Raw genomic sequence first — 16,711 nt, forward strand, 5'->3', positions numbered from 1 at the left:
TGTCCTCCGGCCCGGCCCCACGCCCAGTTCGGATAACAACCATCATAGAGTCGTTCTTCGTGCGCGCAGACTCCCGAGCGTTCCACCGCATCCGCATCCTCGCCCTGGTGTCCGGTCTTCTCGGATTCCTGCTGGCGGTGATCACACCGATCCTGCCGGTGCAGCAGGACCGGCCCACTCTGCATTGGCCACAAGGGGATACGGCCGATGTGGCCGCGCCCCTGGTCTCCTATGTGCCGTTGAGCCTGGACGTCACGCTGCCGTGCCAGGTGCTGCGGGAGCTGCCGAGCGGGACGCTGTTCTCGACGGTGCCCGCCGCCTCCGGGCAGGCCGAGACCAAGGGCCTGGTCGTCAAGGTCACCGACGAACCCGGCAAGGGACCCGTCCTCTCGGTGCTGGTGCGGTTGATTCCGCTGCTGTCCGCGCCCGTCGCCGAGATCGGCGACTGCGGTGCCGTGACCGTGCACTCCGACGCCACCCAGACCCGGGTGGAATTCGCCGGGGTCGCGCGCAAGGACGGGACGCCGTTCGTCGGCACCGTCGGCGGCGACACCCGCCCGCAGGTGGTGGGCCTGTTCACCGATCTGAAGCGGGAGCAGCTCGGGAACGCCTCCGCCACCGTGCAGATCGACGCGCGCTTCACCTCCAGCCCGACCTGGCTCAAGCGGCTGGCGACCATCGGCGCGGTGCTGTTCACCCTGCTGTCGCTGTACGCGCTGCACCTGCTCGACACCGCCGATGGCCGCAAGCCCCGCCGCTTCCTGCCCGCGCACTGGTGGCGGGTGCGGCTCGCCGATGTCGCGGTGCTGGGCACGCTGGTGGTGTGGCACTTCATCGGAGCCAACACCTCCGACGACGGCTACATCCTGAATATGGCTCGGGCCTCGAAGTATTCGGGCTATATGGCCAACTACTACCGCTGGTTCGGGGTCGCCGAGGCGCCCTTCGGGTGGCCGTACGAGGTACTGGCCTGGATGACCCGGATCAGCGATTCCAGCCCGTGGATGCGGTTGCCCGCGCTGCTGGCCGGCATCGTGTGCTGGCTGGTGATCAGCCGGGAAGTGCTGCCGCGCTTGGGCTCCCGGGTGCGCCGCGACCAGGTCGCGATCTGGACCGCCGGCCTGGTGTTCCTGGCCGCCTGGATGCCCTACGACAACGGCCTGCGACCGGAACCGCTGATCGCGGCGGGCGCGCTGCTGACCTGGTGCTCCATCGAACGCGCGATCGCCACCGGGCGGCTGCTGCCCGCGGCCGTCGGCGTGCTGATCGCGGCCTTCTCGCTGGCCGCCGGGCCGACCGGCCTGATCTGCATCGCCGCCCTGATCGCGGGCGCGCGGCCGGTGCTCATGGTGATCATCAAACGCGCCGGGCAGCAGCGCGGTTCGTGGCTGCTGCGCTACGGCGCGCTGCTCGCGCCCGGCATCGCGGCCGGAGCCCTGGTGCTGGTGGTCGTTTTCGGTGATCAGACCCTGGCCTCGGTCATGGAGGCCACCCGGGTGCGCACCCTGATCGGCCCCAATGTGGCCTGGTTCGACGAGCGCACTCGCTGGGACGCGCTGCTCATGCTCTCCCCCGACGGCTCACTGGCCCGCCGGTTCGGCATCCTCGCCATGCTGCTGAGCCTGGGCGTGTGCGTGATGGTGATGCTGCGCAAGAACGGCCGCATCCCGGGCACCTCGCGGGGTCCGTCGGCGCGGGTGCTGGGCATCGTGTTCATGTCGCTGTTCCTGATGATGTTCACGCCCACCAAGTGGACCCACCACTTCGGCGTGTACGCGGGCCTGGCGGGATCGCTGGCGGCGCTGGCCGCGGTCGCGGTGGGGGTCAACGGGATTCGCTCGCCGCGCAACCGGACGCTGTTCACGGCGGCGGTGTTCTTCCTGCTGGCCATGACCTTCACCGGATCCAACGGCTGGTGGTACGTGTCCAGCTACGGCGTGCCGTGGTTCGACAAAGCCCCGCTCGTCGCGGGCAAGGGGTTCTCGACCCTGTTCCTGGGGCTGGCGGTGCTGTGCCTGCTGATCGCGGCCTACCAGCACTTCCGGGAGCCGTATATGACGCCGCGGCCGGTGCGCGGCTTCGACAAGTTCGCCAGCATGCCGCTCACCATCGCGGCGGCGGTCCTGGTGCTGTTCGAGGTGTTGTCGCTGGCCAAGGCGGCCGTCGGCCAGTACCCGGCCTACTCCATCGCCCAGTCGAATCTGCGCGCGCTGAAGGGTGATTCGTGCGCCCTGGCCAACGAGGTGCTGGTGGAGACCGATACCGCGGGGTCGCTGCTGCACCCGTGGACCGGCTCCGACGCCGACGGCCTGGCCGCGCAGAACACCGGGTTCACCCCCAACGGCGTGGCCACCGACCTCACCGCGGACGCCGAGGAGACCGTCACCGGCGGCGCCAACTCGGTGAACGACAAGTCCGGCAACAAGACCTCCAAGACCACCGGGGCCGGCACCGGCGGCGGCAAGAGCGAGCAGGCCGGTATCAACGGCAGCTCGGTCGCCCTGCCCTTCGGTCTGGATCCGGCCAAGACCCCGGTGCTGGGCAGCTACACCGATGGCGAGCAGCAGGTTTCGAAGCTCACCACCCAGTGGTACAACGCCGAGAAGCTGAACTCGGTGCGCGACAACCCGGCCTACCAGGTGCTGGTGGTGACCGCGGCGGGCCGCATCAAGTCCTTCGACAAGGACGGCGTCCAGACCTATGGACAGGATCTGATCGTCGAGTACGGCACCCGCGACGCCGCGGGCGAGGTCCGCGATGTCGGCCAGATCCGGCCCATCGACATCGGCCCGAACCCGTCCTGGCGCAATCTGCGTATCCCGCTGGACCAGATTCCCGCGGGCGCGAACGCGATTCGCCTGGTCCTGAACGACGCCGACATCACACCACGCCAGTGGCTGGCGGTCACCCCGCCCCGGCTGCCCGAGCTGCGGACGCTGAATTCCCTTGTCGGCGACCAGGCCCCCGTGCTCGAGGACTGGCACGTGGGCCTCGCGTTCCCGTGCCAGCGCCCGTTCGACCACCACGACGGCGTGGCCGAGGTGCCCGAATGGCGCATCCTGCCCGACCGCGTGGGCCAGGACGCCTCCAATGCCTGGCAGGACGACATCGGCGGCGGCCCGCTCGGCTGGACCGGTCTGCTGCTGCAGTCCGAGACCCGGCCGTCGTACCTGAACCACGACTGGCGACGGGACTGGGGCGGCCTCGAGAAGTTCACCCCGTATGCCCCGAACGCGAATTCACGCCCCACCTTGGACGTGACCGTGGAGACCCGATCGGGCCTGGCCAAGGACTCGCCGATCAAGGCCAAGTAGAAGCCGCGAAAAGCCCGCTCGGAACGCTGTTCCGGGCGGGCTTTCGGGTTTATTCACACCATGCCCGCGACGGCGCGGCAGTGAACACCGCCACTCTCAGAGAGGACAGATACGATCAGCAACCGTGCCAGACGCCTCCGCAGTGCTCACGAAGCCGAACCCTCCGGCGACCGACCCCGCGAACCCGCGTGATTACCGGGTAGCGAAGCTGATAGCGATCGTCGCGGGCCTGCTCGGGGCGCTGTTCGCGCTGGCGACGCCGTTCCTGCCGGTGCAGCAGACCCAGGCGGAGGTGAGCTGGCCGCAGCGCGGTTCGCTCGATCCGGTGCAGGCGGCACTGGTGTCACAGGTGCCGATCGACGTGAACGTCACCATCCCCTGTTCCGCGGTCGGGCAATTGGATCCGCGCGGCGGCATCCTGCTGGCAACGGCGCCGCCGCAGGGCAAGGGCGCGGACCTGGAGGCCATGTTCGTCCGCGTCTCGGGCGACAGCGTGGACGTGCTGGACCGGAATGCCGTGGTGGCCACCGCCACCCGCGCGGAGATGAACGAGTGCTCGAAGCTCGTCATCACCTCCGACAGCAAGGAGACCTACGCCGGCTTCGAGGGCGTCACCCGCACGGTCGAGAAGACCACCCCCGACGGCGGCCGGGAACTGGTCACCGTGCCGATCGAGGGCCGGCTGCTGGGCGACCTGCGGCCGCAGGTGGTGGGCGTCTTCACCGATATGAAAGGCGGCGTCCCGGAGGGCCTTTCGTTCCACATGACGGTGGACTCGCGGTACTCGTCCTCGCCGACGCTGATCAAGCTGGTCGCGATCATCGCCGCCGTGCTGCTCACCCTGCTGGCCATGGGCGCGCTCGCGGTGCTGGACACCAGCGACGGCCGCGGGCACCGGCGCATCCTGCCCGCGCACTGGCTGAAGCCGACCTGGGCGGACGGCGGCATCATCGGCACCCTGCTGCTGTGGCATTTCGTGGGCGCCAACACCTCCGACGACGGCTACATCCTGACCATGGTGCGGGTCGCCCCGCACGCGGGCTACCTGGCCAACTACTTCCGCTGGTTCGGCGTGCCGGAAGCGCCGTTCGGCTGGTACTACTACGTCATCCAGGCCTTCGCCGAGGTCTCCACCGCCAGCCCGTGGGTGCGAATTCCCGCGCTGCTCTGCGGAATCCTGTGCTGGCTGGTGATCAGCCGCGAGGTGGTGCCGCGCCTGGGCAATGCGGTGGCGCGGTCCAAGGTCGCGCTGTGGACCGGCGGCCTGGTGTTCCTGGCCTTCTGGCTGCCCTACGACAACGGCCTGCGCTCGGAGCCGATCGTGGCCCTGGGCGCACTGCTGACCTGGGTCTCCATCGAGCGGGCCATCGCGACCTCGCGACTGCTGCCCGCCGCGGTCGCGGTGCTGGTGGCGGCGTTCACGCTGGCGGCGGCGCCGACCGGTCTGATGTGTGTCGCGGCTCTGCTCGCGGGCATCCGGCCGCTGGTCGCCATCGTGGTGCGGCGGCGCAAGCAGTTCGGTGACGTGGCGCTGCTGGCCCCCATCACGGCCGCCGGAACCCTGGTGCTGGTGGCGGTTTTCGCCGATCAGACCTTCGCCGGGATCATGGAGGCCAACCGGGTGCGGCAGGTGACCGGGCCGAACCTGGCCTGGTACAAGGACTATCTGCGCTACTACTACCTGTTCGTCGAGACGGTGGACGGCTCGCTGGCCCGCCGCTTCGCGTTCCTGCTCATGATCCTGTGCCTGATGACCACCATGCTGGTGCTGCTGCGCCGGCGACAGGTGCCGGGCATCGCGAGCGCGCCGACCTGGCGCCTCATGGGCGTGGTCTTCGGAACCATCTTCTTCATGATGTTCAACCCGACCAAGTGGACCCACCACTTCGGTTCGTACGCCGGCATCGCGGGCTCGCTGGCCGCGGTGACCGCCGTCGCGGTGTCCGCCACCGCGCTGCGGTCCCGCAAGAACCGCTCGGTCTTCCTGGCCGGGCTGCTGTTCACCCTCGCCGTCGCCTTCTCCGGCATCAACGGCTACTGGTACGTCTCCAGCTACGGCGTGCCGTGGTACGACAAGACCGTCTCCCTGCACGGCTTCCAGTCCAACACCCTGATGCTCATGCTGTTCGGGCTGGCGCTGGCCGTGGTGGCCTGGCAGTCGCTGCGCGAGGGCTACGCCAAGCCGATGGAGAACGGGAAGACCCGGCGCGGCAAGCGGATCCGCCGGTTCGCCGCGATTCCGCTCACCGTGGTCGCCGCGCTCATGGTGATCTTCGAGGTGGTGTCGCTGCTCAAGGGCGCGGTGCAGCAGTACCCGGCCTATTCGCTGGCCCGCTCGAACATCGACGCGGTCACCGGCAAGACCTGCGGCCTGGCCAATGACGTGCTGGTCGAGGGCAATGTCAACAGCGGCAACCTGACCCCGATCATCGACCCCGCCCACCCGCCGCTGAACGGCGACCCGCTGGCCGGGGAGAACCCGGTCGGCTTCTCCCCCAACGGGGTCGCCACCAAGCTCGACGCGGACGCCGTCGAGGTGAAGCCGGGTACCGGCAACACCTCCACCCAGACCGTCGGCCCGGCCTTCGAGGAGGGCCAGAACGCGGGCACCGGCGGCGGCAAGGGCGCGCAGGGCGTCAACGGGTCGACCGTGGCGCTGCCGTTCGGCCTGGACCCGGCCACCACCCCGGTGATGGGCAGCTACCAGGACGGCGTGCAGCAGCCCGCCTCGCTCACCTCGAGCTGGTACCAGCTGCCGCAGCGTTCGGACGACTCCCCGCTGATCGTCATCTCGGCGGCCGGGCGCGCGATGTCGTTCGACGACACCGGCAATATGACCTACGGCCAGGACATCTTCCTGGAGTACGCGCACCGGAATCCGGACGGCAGCCTCGGTGAGATCCGGGCCTACCGACCGCTGGACATCGGCCCCGCGCCGTCCTGGCGGAACCTGCGCATCCCGTTCTCGGCGCTGTCCGACGACGCCAATGTGGTGCGCATCCGGGCCAACGACCCGATCCTGATCGGTGATCAGTGGCTGGCGTTCACGCCGCCGCGGGTGCCGAAGCTGGTGTCGCTCGACAGCTACCTGGGCCGGACGCAGCCGATCCTGCTGGACTGGGCGGTGGGCCTGCAGTTCCCGTGCCAGCACCCGTTCGACCACCACAACGGTGTGGTCGACGCGGCTCCCGGGTACCGCATCCTGCCCGATCGCCCGCTGGCGATCAGTTCCACCAACACCTGGCAGGCGCAGGAATTCGGTGGCCCGCTGGGCTGGGCGCAGATGCTGGCGTCGTCGAAGACGGTCCCGACGTATCTGAAGGACAACTACGACCGCGACTGGGGTTCGCTGGAGCAGTACGTGCCGTACTACTCGAATCCGGCCGATCCGGGCAAGGGCGACTTCCCCAAGCCGGCGCAGATCGACACCCACGTGGTGAACCGCTCCGGGTTCTGGTCACCGGGCAAGATGCGGGTCTTCTGACCCGAGGCGTCAGGCATTCGGTGGCCGCCCGCGACGAAGCGGGCGGCCACTGCCATGATGCGGGCCGATCGAATTCCGGGGGCGGCTACTTCTCGGCGTCCACGTGGGCGAACCACTCGTAGACGGGCAAACTGCCGTCCGGAGTGTCCTGCCACCGTGACGTCACTTTGAAACGCTCGTACCCGTTCCCGTACGCGACCCGCAGTTCGACGCCCGGTGGAGTGATCCGAACGATCCGTGTTTCGAGGCCTTCCGGCCCGCCTTCGAGTAGCGCCAGCGGTGAGGTACTCATAGCTGAAGGCTCTCACATTCGTGCCTTACAGCCCATAGATTCAGCCCAATCGGCGAGCCGCCTAGACCAGGCCCATCAGCTTCATCAAGGTCACCAGCGGTCCGCCGATGACCGGGATCGCACTGAAGCTGCCGGTGCCGCCCATGCTGCCCTCGGGCACCGCGGTGGCCTGGATGCTGAGCGTCGAGCCGCCGTTGGCGCCGACAGTGAGATCGTCATTGGCGGTGAAGGTGTACTGCCCGGCTGCCGACGGGGACCAGGTCACACTCGCGTTGCCCGAGGCGTCGACCGGAACGGCGCCGAGGCTGACCACGGTGCTGCTACCCGGGTTCACGACCCAGAAGCCCACCTGCGTCCCCGCGTTCGTGCCGCCGACATGGGTGCTGAGGGTATACGTCGTGCCGACGTGCGCCAGGCCGTTGACACCCGTGATTCCGAAGGTCACCGCGGACGCGGTCGGTGCGGAGACGACCGCCAGAGCGGTGGCGGCGGTGGCCGCGCCACCGATGATGAGTTGCCGAATTCGACGGGTAGCCATTAGCGCTTCGCTCCCAAGGCTCGCATTTCAAAATGAAATGCGAGCTTTTCACAACTGAGAGCGACCCGCAATGGTTTCGGAATCTACAACGGAAGCAGGTGATGCTTGCGCGGGTTGCGAGGAATTCTCTTGTCCTTGAGCAAGTGCAGCGCCCGCCGGATTTCCAGGCGAGTACTCGACGGCTCGATGACCGCGTCGATATAGCCGCGCTCGGCCGCCACCCACGGCGTCGCCACCGTCGCGTTGTAGAAATCGATCATCTGCTTGCGCATGTCGGCACGCTGATCCTCCGGCGCCGCCGCCAAGGTCTTCGCCCCGATCAGCGACACCGCGCTCTCCGCGCCCATGACCGCGATCCGCGCCGTCGGCCAGGCCAGATTCACATCCGCGCCCAGCTGCTTGGAGCCCATCACCGCGTAACCGCCGCCGTAGGACTTGCGGATCACCACGGTCACCTTCGGGACCGTCGCCTCCACGAACGAGAAGATGAACCGGCCACCCCGCTTGATGACGCCGATCTTCTCCTGCTCCACGCCGGGTAGGAAGCCGGGCGTGTCCACGACGAAGACCAGCGGAATCTCGAAGGCGTCGCAGAGTCGCACGAAGTGTGCGGCCTTGTCCGAGGCCCGGGCGTCGAGCGCGCCCGCGTAGACCAGGGGCTGATTGGCGACCACGCCGACACTGCACCCGTCCACCCGCGCGAAACCGCAGATCACATTGCGGCCCGCGGATTCACCGAACTCGTGGAAGTCGCCGTCGTCGAAGATGCGCAGCAGGACCTCGTGCATGTCGTAGCCGGCATTGTCGGCGTCGGGCACGATGGCCTCGAGTTCCCGGTCCGACTCCGTGATCTCCGGTTCCAGACCGGGATTCACCACCGGCGGAAACTCCTGGCAGCTGGAGGGCAGGTAGCCGAGGTAGTCGCGCACCCACTCGAACGCGGCCTTCTCGTCCCGGGCCACGTGGTGGATATTGCCGTACTGCGCTTGGGAATTCGCGCCGCCCAGCTCCTCGAGACTGACATCCTCGCCGGTGACCTCGCGAATCACCTTGGGACCGGTGACGAACATGTACGCCTCTTCGGTGGCGACCACGACGTCGGTATTGATCGGCGCGTACACCGCGCCGCCCGCGCAGCTGCCCAGGATCATCGAGATCTGGGGCACCAAGCCGGACAACGGTTCCTGGCGTCTGCCCAGCTCGGCGTACCAGGCCAGCGAGGTCACCGCCTCCTGCACGCGGGCGCCGCCGGAGTCGTTGATGCCGACCACCGGGCAGCCCACCTTGGCCGCGAATTCCATGATGCCGGCGACCTTGCGGCCGAACATCTCGCCGACCGAACCGCCGTACACGGTCTGGTCGTGCGAGAAGACCGCCACCGGGCGGCCCTCCACCAAACCGTGCCCGGTGACCACGCCGTCGCCGTAGAGCGCCTTCTTGTCGCCCGGATTGCGCACCAGCGCACCGATTTCCACGAAGGTTCCGGCGTCCAGCAGCATGTCGATGCGGTCGCGGGCGGACGGAATGGACTTCCGCGCCCGCTTGGCGATGCCTGCCTCCCCCGCCGGTTCCCTCGCGATGTCGAGCTTGCTTCGAAGGTCGGCGAGTTTATCGGCGGTGGTGCTCACTGGACTCCTTTCGGCAAAAACCTACTTTCGCAGAACCCGTGACGCGGTGGTGCTATTTCCCGGTGGTGTCGATCTCCCCGAGTTTCTTGGTGAGGTCGGCACCGATGGCCGCGATCCGCGGTTCATCGATGATCTGGAGATGGTCACCCGGAATATGGATGACCTCGAGCGCCGGAATGTGCTCCGACCAACCACCATTCGGGCGACGATCGCCGAAGCGGGGCTCCAGCTCGATGATTCCGTCGTGGTAGCGGTCGGCGAGGTAGAGCGTCACATCGCCGTCGTAGTTCGAGAGCTCGACCTTCTGAAGTTCTCGCCCCTCGATGAACGAGGTGCGCTGGTGCTCCATCACACCACCCGGAATGTTCGCACCCGCGAACTTCACGAGCTCCATGATGATCTGGATCTGGTCCTCGTCCGACGCCGCAGCCAGTTCCTCCAGCTGCTCATCGTCGAGTTCACCGGCGAAGCCGTAGGTCTTCTGCGCGAAGGACTGGTACCGGCGCATGCGCTCCACCCGCGCCTCGAGCGTATCCACCTCCGGCTCAACTGGAATCGCCAGATCGATCAGACCGACCAGGCGAACGTCCGCGCCCTCAGCACGCATGATCTGCGCGACTGTCAGTGCGAACACCGCGCCCAGCGACCAGCCGTAGAGAACATACGGCCCCTCCGGCTGACGCTTGCGAATCTCCGGAATGTACTGACGCGCACGCTCATCGATGGTGCCGTCGACCCGTTCGAAACCGAACATCGGCGTTCCGGCCGGAAGCCGCTTCAGCAGCGGCTCGTACACCAGGGTGTTACCGCCCGACGGGTGGAACACGAAGACCGGCACGGCGTTCGATCCGACTTCCTTCGCACGCAGGGTACGGACGAAGCCCTCGACGTCGTCACTGTGCTCCTGGTACTCCGCGACCACGTCCGACATCTGCTCGATGGTGTCGCAGGCGCGGATCCGCTCGGCATCGATCTGCGCCTTGGCACGTTCCGACAGCCGAGCCACCAGCTTGCCGAAGGACTCGTCGTCGAGCTTCGGCAACGGGTTGAAGATGCCGCCTGCCGACTTGCCCGTCACCAGTGCCCAGGTCGCGAACACCAGTCGCTCGGGCGCGTTGCGCGGCGGGACGTTGTCGGCGTCGGTCTCGGCCACCGGCGCGGACGCCTCGTAGTCTGCGACAACAGGTTCGGAGACGATCGCCTCGGCCTCGGCCACCGGAGAGGTGGTCTCGACCTTCGGCAGCAGCGCCGCCGGATCCTTGCCCTCGGCCATCGCGGTCCGCGCGGCGGTGATGAAGTCGGCGTCGACGGCGATGTCCTCGCCGGCGGCCTGGCGGGCGGCGATGTCCGCGAGCTGCTCGCGGTTCTCCAGCGCGTAGCGCAGCACCTTGCCGACCTCGAGCAGGCTGGCGTCGCGCACGGCCTGCAACTGCAGCTGCGGGATGTCGAACTCGTACTCGACGCGGTTCTTGATGCGCATGGCCATCAGCGAATCCAGGCCCAGCTCCATGAGCGGGATCTCCATGGGCAGGTCCTCGACCGCGTAACCCATGGACTCGGCCACGATGATGGCCAGGCGCGCCTCGATGGTCTGGGTGCCGTTGGGATCCCAGCGCTCACCGGCAGCCTCGGCAACCTCGACTGCCGGAGCCGACTCGACGGCCACGGCCGGCTGCGCCACAGCCGATTCCGGCAGCGGGGCGCCGGAGGTGACGACGGCGTCGAAGAGCGGACGGAAGGCGTTGCCGGCCTTGGCGTGCACCGACACCGACGCGCCGCCCGGATGCGGGGTGAGCGTCGTGGTCAGGGTGCCATCGGCCGGAATCGCCTCGTGTGCGAGCGAGGCGCCGACGGTGACATCCGAGAGCACCTGCGCGGCAGCGGCATTCACCAGCGCCGCCAGATCGGTGACGGCCGAGGCCTGCACCTCCCAGACGTGGCGGCCGTCCGGCAGCGACACGTGCGCACCCGGGACCCCGGCGTTGCCCGAGCCGCCGAAGCCGCCGGTCACCCTGGGCCAGTACTCCTTACGCAGGAACGCGGTGCGCGGTACGGCGGCGAAATCACCGGCGGGCAGCAGCGAGGCCAGGTCCACCTTGTGACCCTGCACGTACAGCTGCGCCAGCGCGGAGACCACACCGGCGACCTCGTCCTCCTTACGCTTGAGCGTCGGGATGAGCGCGGCGTTGTGCACGCCCGCCGCGAAGGTGGTGCCCATCACCTGCATGAGCGCCACCGAGTTCGGGGCCAGCTCGAGGTAGGTGGTGATGCCGTTGTCCACGGCCTGGCGGATGGCATTGGTGAAGTACACCGAGCCACGCATGTTCATGACCCAGTAGTCGACGTCGTGCACCGGCGGGTTGCCGCCGCGGTAGACGGCCGCCGCGTGCACGGTGGAGTACAGGTCGCGCTTGAGCTTGGTGGGCTCGATGCCGGCCAGTTCCGCGGCGAGCTCACCCAGCAGCATGTCCATCTGCGAGGTGTGACCCGCGCCGCGGGTCTGCAGCACGCGGGCGAACTTGCCCTCCGACTCGGCGCGCGCCACGATCGCGTGCACCTGGTCCGGCATGCCGCCGATCACCGTGTTGGTGGGGGCGGCGTAGACCGCGACCTCGATGTCGGGGAACTCGGGCTCCTGCAGCCTGGCGATGTCCTCGGCGGAGTACTCCACCAGGGCCATGTTGCGGACCTGATCGTCGGTGATCATGGCCTCGCCCTCGGCCATCAGCCGCGAACGCGCGCAGATCACCCGGACCGCGTCCTCGAGCGGCAGACCGCCCGAAATGTACGCTCCCGCAACCTCACCCTGCGAGTGACCGACCACGCCCTCGGGCTCGGCGCCGTGCGCGCGCAGCACCGAGGCCAGACCCACCTGAATGGCGAAGGTGCCGACCTGACCGGTGCCGATGTCCCAGTCCTGCTCGTCGTCCAGGATCATCTCCCGAACCGAGTACCCGGCCTCGTCCACGACCAGCTCGTCCACCTGGTCGACAGCCTTGCGGAAGATCGAGTTCTCCAGGTAGAGCTGCTTGCCCATCTTCCGGTGCTGCGCACCGAAACCGGCCATCACCCACAGCGCGCCCCGAGCGGCGGGGGAATCGGCGGTGTAGACGCTGTTGCCCGGCTTGCCCTCGGCGATGGCCCGCAGGCCCGCGATGGCTTCCTCGTGCGTCTTGGCGACGACCACGCCGCGCGAACGACCGTGGTTGCGCTTGGCCAGCACGCGGGCCACATCGGCGAGCGGAGTGGCCTGTCCGGCTTCGGATTCCAGCCAGTCGGCCAGATCCTTGGCGGCACGCTTGCGGCGCGAAGGCAGGTAGCCCGACACCGGGATGATCAGCGGCATCGGCTCTTCGCGATGGCCCCACTCCGGCTCCGGCACAGCGGCTTCCGCGATGGCCTCGGCCTCGGCGACCACATCGGTGCTCTCGACGTCCTGATCCGCGGGCGCCTCGTCGGCCGCGGCGGGCGCGGCCGCGACCGGCACGTACTCCTGGACCACGACGTGCGCGTTGGTGCCACCGAAGCCGAAGCCGTTGATGCCGATGGTGGCCTTACCGCTGTAGCGCGGGAATTCCGTCGACTGATCGGTGATCTTCAGGTGCGCCTGGTCGAACGGAATGAAGGGGCTCGGACCGGCGTAGTTGATGTGCGGCGGAATGACGTTGTGCTGCAACGCCATGATCACCTTGGCGAGGCTCGCCGCGCCCGCGGCGGCCTCGAGGTGACCGAAATTGGTCTTGGCGGAACCCAGCAGCAAGGGCTTGTCCGCCTCGCGGCCCCGGCCCAGGACCCGGCCGAGCGCATCCGCCTCGATCGGGTCACCGATCGGAGTACCGGTGCCGTGCGCCTCGAGGTAATCGACCATGGACGGCAGGATCCCGGCATCGCGGTAGGCCCGGCGCAGCACCTCGGCCTGGGCGTCCGGGTTGGGAGCCAGCAGGCCGTTGGAACGGCCGTCGCTGTTGATCGCGGAGCCCTTGACGACCGCGTAGATGGTGTCGCCGTCGCGCTCGGCGTCAGCCAGGCGCTTGAGGACCACGAGACCGGCTCCCTCGGAACGCACCATGCCATCGGCGTCCGACGAGAACGCCTTGATGTGACCGTCTTTCGACACACCGCCATTGGCGTCGAAAGCGAGCGTCGCGGCCGGGGACAGCAGCACGTTCACGCCGCCGGCCAGCGCCACATCGGCCTCACCACCGCGGAGCGCCCGGACCGCCTGATGCACCGCGACCAGCGACGACGAGCACGCGGTGTCGACGGCCACCGACGGGCCACGGAAGTCGAAGAAGTAGGAGACGCGGTTCGGGATGATGGCCGAAACCGCACCCATGATGACGTAGCCCTCAGCGGAGAGCGGCGTGCCCGGATCGACGTTCCCGGCCGCCATGCCGGCGATGATGCCGAACTCGTTGCCGGTGGAGCCGATGAAGACGCCGACCTGCTCACCCTTGAGCGTGTTGGCGGGAATCCTGGCGTGCTCGAGCGCCTCCCAGGTCAGCTCGAGCGCGAGCCGCTGCTGCGGATCCATCCGCTCGACCTCGACCGGCGACGTGGCGAAGAACTCGGCGTCGAAGCTCTTGAGAACGGACTGGTCGAGGTAACCACCCTTGACGTTCGAGTTGGCGACCTGCTCCGCGACGCGGGGATCGGTCAGGAACTCCGACCAGCGGCCCTCGGGTAGGTCGCGGATGGCGTCGCCGCGGTTGATCAGGAATTCCCAGGTGGATTCGGGTGTATCACCCGCACCCGGCAGACGGGTGGACAAGCCGACGATCGCGATGTCGTGCGCTTCGCCGGGCTGGAAGCCCTGGGTGTAGAACGAGTCGTCGGCCGCGTCGGCCGGAAGGTCGGGCTCCCCGTTGATGATTCGTTCCGCCAACGAACCGATGGTCGGGTGCTGGTACACGATGGTCGCGTTCAGCACGACCCCGGTGAGCTCCTCGATGTCGCCGCCCAGCGCGAGAGCGTCACGGGACGCCAGGCCGAATTCCTCCATCGGCCGGTCCACGGTGATGTTGTCGATCGGCTGCCCGGTCGCGTCGGCGACCCAGCGGCGCAACCACTCCCGCAGGTCCGCCACCGACATGTCGGTCACCGCGGGTTTCTTCGCGGCATCCGGGGTCGACGCTTCACCGGTCGTCTGGGTGGGGTCCGTGCCCTCGTTCTCAGCCATCAGTTCCTCAAGCTACCTGTCTGCTTACGGTGCGCGGCGGTGTTTTCATGCATGAATGGCGCGAACCTTATCGGCTCGCGCCATCCAACTATGAGACTGTCGTCTCACTCCTCGTCTGGTGCATCGGGGAATGCCTGCTGTTTGTAACCACCCCGCAGCGTCCCGCCGATGTACTCCGCCTTGCAGGCCCGACGCGCGATCTTGCCGCTGGAGGTACGCGGAATCGACCCGGCGGGCACGAGGAGGATGTCACGTGCGGTGACACCGTGCCGGGTGGAGATGGCCGCGCGGACCGCGTCCGCGATCGGACCCGGATCGGCCTTGCCCGCACCCGGGCCGCGCTCGGCCACGATCACCAGCTGTTCGCTGGCATCGTCGGCGTCGTAGCTCAGACCGGAGTGGCTGTCCTGCGCGAAGACCTCGGCGGGCAGCTGGTTGGCCGGCACCGCGAAGGCGGCGATGAAACCGGCACGCAGCATGGTCGAGGCCTCCTCGGCGGAGTACTCGAGATCCTGCGGGTAGTGGTTGCGGCCGTCCACGATGACCAGGTCCTTGACGCGGCCGGTGATGTACAGCTCGCCGTCCACGTAGACGCCGTAGTCACCGGTGCGCAGCCAGTTGCCGTCCAGCGGGACGTCGCCGGCGTTGCTGCCCTCGGGCAGGCGGTTGGTGAGGCGGTTCCGGAAGGTCTTCTGGGTCTCCTCGGCGCGGCCCCAGTAGCCGATGCCGATGTTGTTGCCGTGCAACCAGATCTCGCCGACCTGACCCTCGGGGAGCTCACGCGCGCCCTCGGGATCGTCGACGGTCTCCGGGTCCACGATGGCGCCCCACTGCGACAGCGAGACGTAACCACAGGAGACCTGGGCGATGGCGTTCTCGGTGCCCTGCTCGACCTTCACCACGCGACCGGCGTTGAGCTCGGTGCGGTCCACGTAGATGACCTTGGCCTCGTCCTCGTGCCGGGTGGCCGACACGAACAGGGTGGCCTCGGCCATGCCGTAGCACGGCTTGATGGCGGTCTTGGGCAGGCCGTACGGGGCGAACGCCTCGTTGAACTTCTTCATCGAAGTGGTGGTCACCGGCTCGGAGCCGTTGATCAGGCCGAGCACGTTGGACAGGTCCAGCGACTCGCCCGCCTTGGGCAGACCGCGCACGGCGGCGTGCTCGAACGCGAAGTTCGGTGCGGCGGCGAAGGTTCCGGCGCCGTCGGAGACCGCGGCCAGCTCGTTGATCCAGCGCGAGGGGCGGCGCACGAAGGAGGCCGGGGACATGATGGTGATGTACTTGCCGCCCACGGCGGGCAGGATCACCGTCAGCAGACCCATGTCGTGGTAGAGCGGCAGCCAGGTCACACCGCGCGAGTTCTCGTTCAGATCAAGCGCGTTCACCATCTGCAGCACATTGGTGCCGACACCGCGGTGGGTGATCTCGACACCGGCCGGCACGCGGGTGGAGCCGGAGGTGTACTGCAGGTAGGCGATGTCGTCCACGCGGATGTCGGGGCGGATCCAGGACTCACCGACACTATCGGGGATGGCGTCGACCGCGATGATGCGCGGGCGCTGGGCCGCGGGCAACGCGCGGAAGAACTGCCGCACACCGGCGGCGGAGGAGCTCGCGGTGAGGATCGCCGACGGCGTGCAGTCACCGAGCACGGCGTGCAGCCGGTCGGTGTGGCCCGGCTCGTCCGGATCGAACAGCGGCACCGAGATGGTGCCCGCGTAGATCGCCGCGAAGAAGGAGATGACGTAATCCAGGCCCTGCGGGGCCAGGATCGCGACCCGATCGCCCCGCTTGGTCACCTGCTGCAGTCGGGCGGCCACCGCGCGCAGCCGGGTGCCGAACTGGCTCCAAGTGAGGTCCTGATACTCACCGTCGCGCTCGCGTGAGTAGTCGATGTAGCGGTAGGCAAGGTCGTTCGCGTCATTGCCCGCAGTGTGCATCTCGACGTAGTCGACGAGGGTACGTCCCTCGGGAATCGTGATGTTCCCCGTTTCGTCGAGGTAATCGTCGAAAGTCTCGTCCATTCCTTCTTCTCCTCCGAGGCACACGCGGCATGGAACGGCTGCTTGCCGCTGTTACCTGTGAGGCCCCGACTGTGTTCGCCCGCGGGAGCTCCATGAGAGACAACCTGCAGAATTTCGTTGCGGTCTGCGCGGTGACCGTCTATTGGCTAGATGTTCTCGAGCCAGGGACATGTTACAGAGGAGCGATCCGGCCATGCTTCGGAGCGGCCGAACATCTCCCAGCTCACACCACTGGACTATGGCTTCACC

Annotated in this window: 7 protein-coding genes; 2 read left to right on the top strand and 5 right to left on the bottom strand. The window is 68.1% G+C overall.

What is annotated here, in order from left to right:
- Positions 1–59 precede the first annotated feature (59 nt).
- Positions 60–3,314 carry an arabinosyltransferase domain-containing protein gene (locus ACWEOI_RS04725; RefSeq protein WP_452358953.1) on the top strand — a complete coding sequence of 1,085 codons (3,255 nt, stop codon included), beginning with the start codon at positions 60–62 and terminating at the stop codon, positions 3,312–3,314.
- Positions 3,315–3,438: 124 nt separating this feature from the next.
- A complete protein-coding gene (locus tag ACWEOI_RS04730) occupies positions 3,439–6,798 on the top strand; it encodes an arabinosyltransferase domain-containing protein (RefSeq protein WP_433669736.1) in 3,360 nt (1,119 codons plus the stop codon).
- An 85-nt stretch (positions 6,799–6,883) separates the two neighbouring features.
- On the opposite strand, the gene ACWEOI_RS04735 is transcribed toward ACWEOI_RS04730, so the two are convergent.
- The 5 genes from ACWEOI_RS04735 to fadD32 form a co-directional block, all read right to left on the bottom strand.
- Positions 6,884–7,090 (bottom strand): DUF5988 family protein, encoded by a 207-nt coding sequence (locus tag ACWEOI_RS04735; protein WP_433669734.1) that lies wholly within the window; start codon positions 7,088–7,090, stop codon positions 6,884–6,886.
- 61 nt (positions 7,091–7,151) lie between these two features.
- Positions 7,152–7,628: a hypothetical protein gene (locus tag ACWEOI_RS04740; protein WP_433669732.1), complete on the bottom strand. Its 477-nt coding sequence runs from the start codon at positions 7,626–7,628 to the stop codon at positions 7,152–7,154.
- An 83-nt stretch (positions 7,629–7,711) separates the two neighbouring features.
- On the bottom strand, positions 7,712–9,256 hold the full coding sequence (locus ACWEOI_RS04745; protein WP_452358954.1) for an acyl-CoA carboxylase subunit beta: 1,545 nt from the start codon (positions 9,254–9,256) through the stop codon (positions 7,712–7,714).
- A 52-nt stretch (positions 9,257–9,308) separates the two neighbouring features.
- Entirely contained in the window at positions 9,309–14,435 is a 5,127-nt protein-coding gene (gene pks13, locus ACWEOI_RS04750; RefSeq protein ID WP_452358955.1) for a polyketide synthase Pks13, read from the bottom strand.
- A 104-nt stretch (positions 14,436–14,539) separates the two neighbouring features.
- Positions 14,540–16,462: a long-chain-fatty-acid--AMP ligase FadD32 gene (gene fadD32 / locus ACWEOI_RS04755; protein ID WP_433592407.1), complete on the bottom strand. Its 1,923-nt coding sequence runs from the start codon at positions 16,460–16,462 to the stop codon at positions 14,540–14,542.
- Between the last annotated feature and the right edge of the window lie 249 nt (positions 16,463–16,711).

It is taken from the genome of Nocardia sp. NPDC004340, assembly GCF_053602575.1.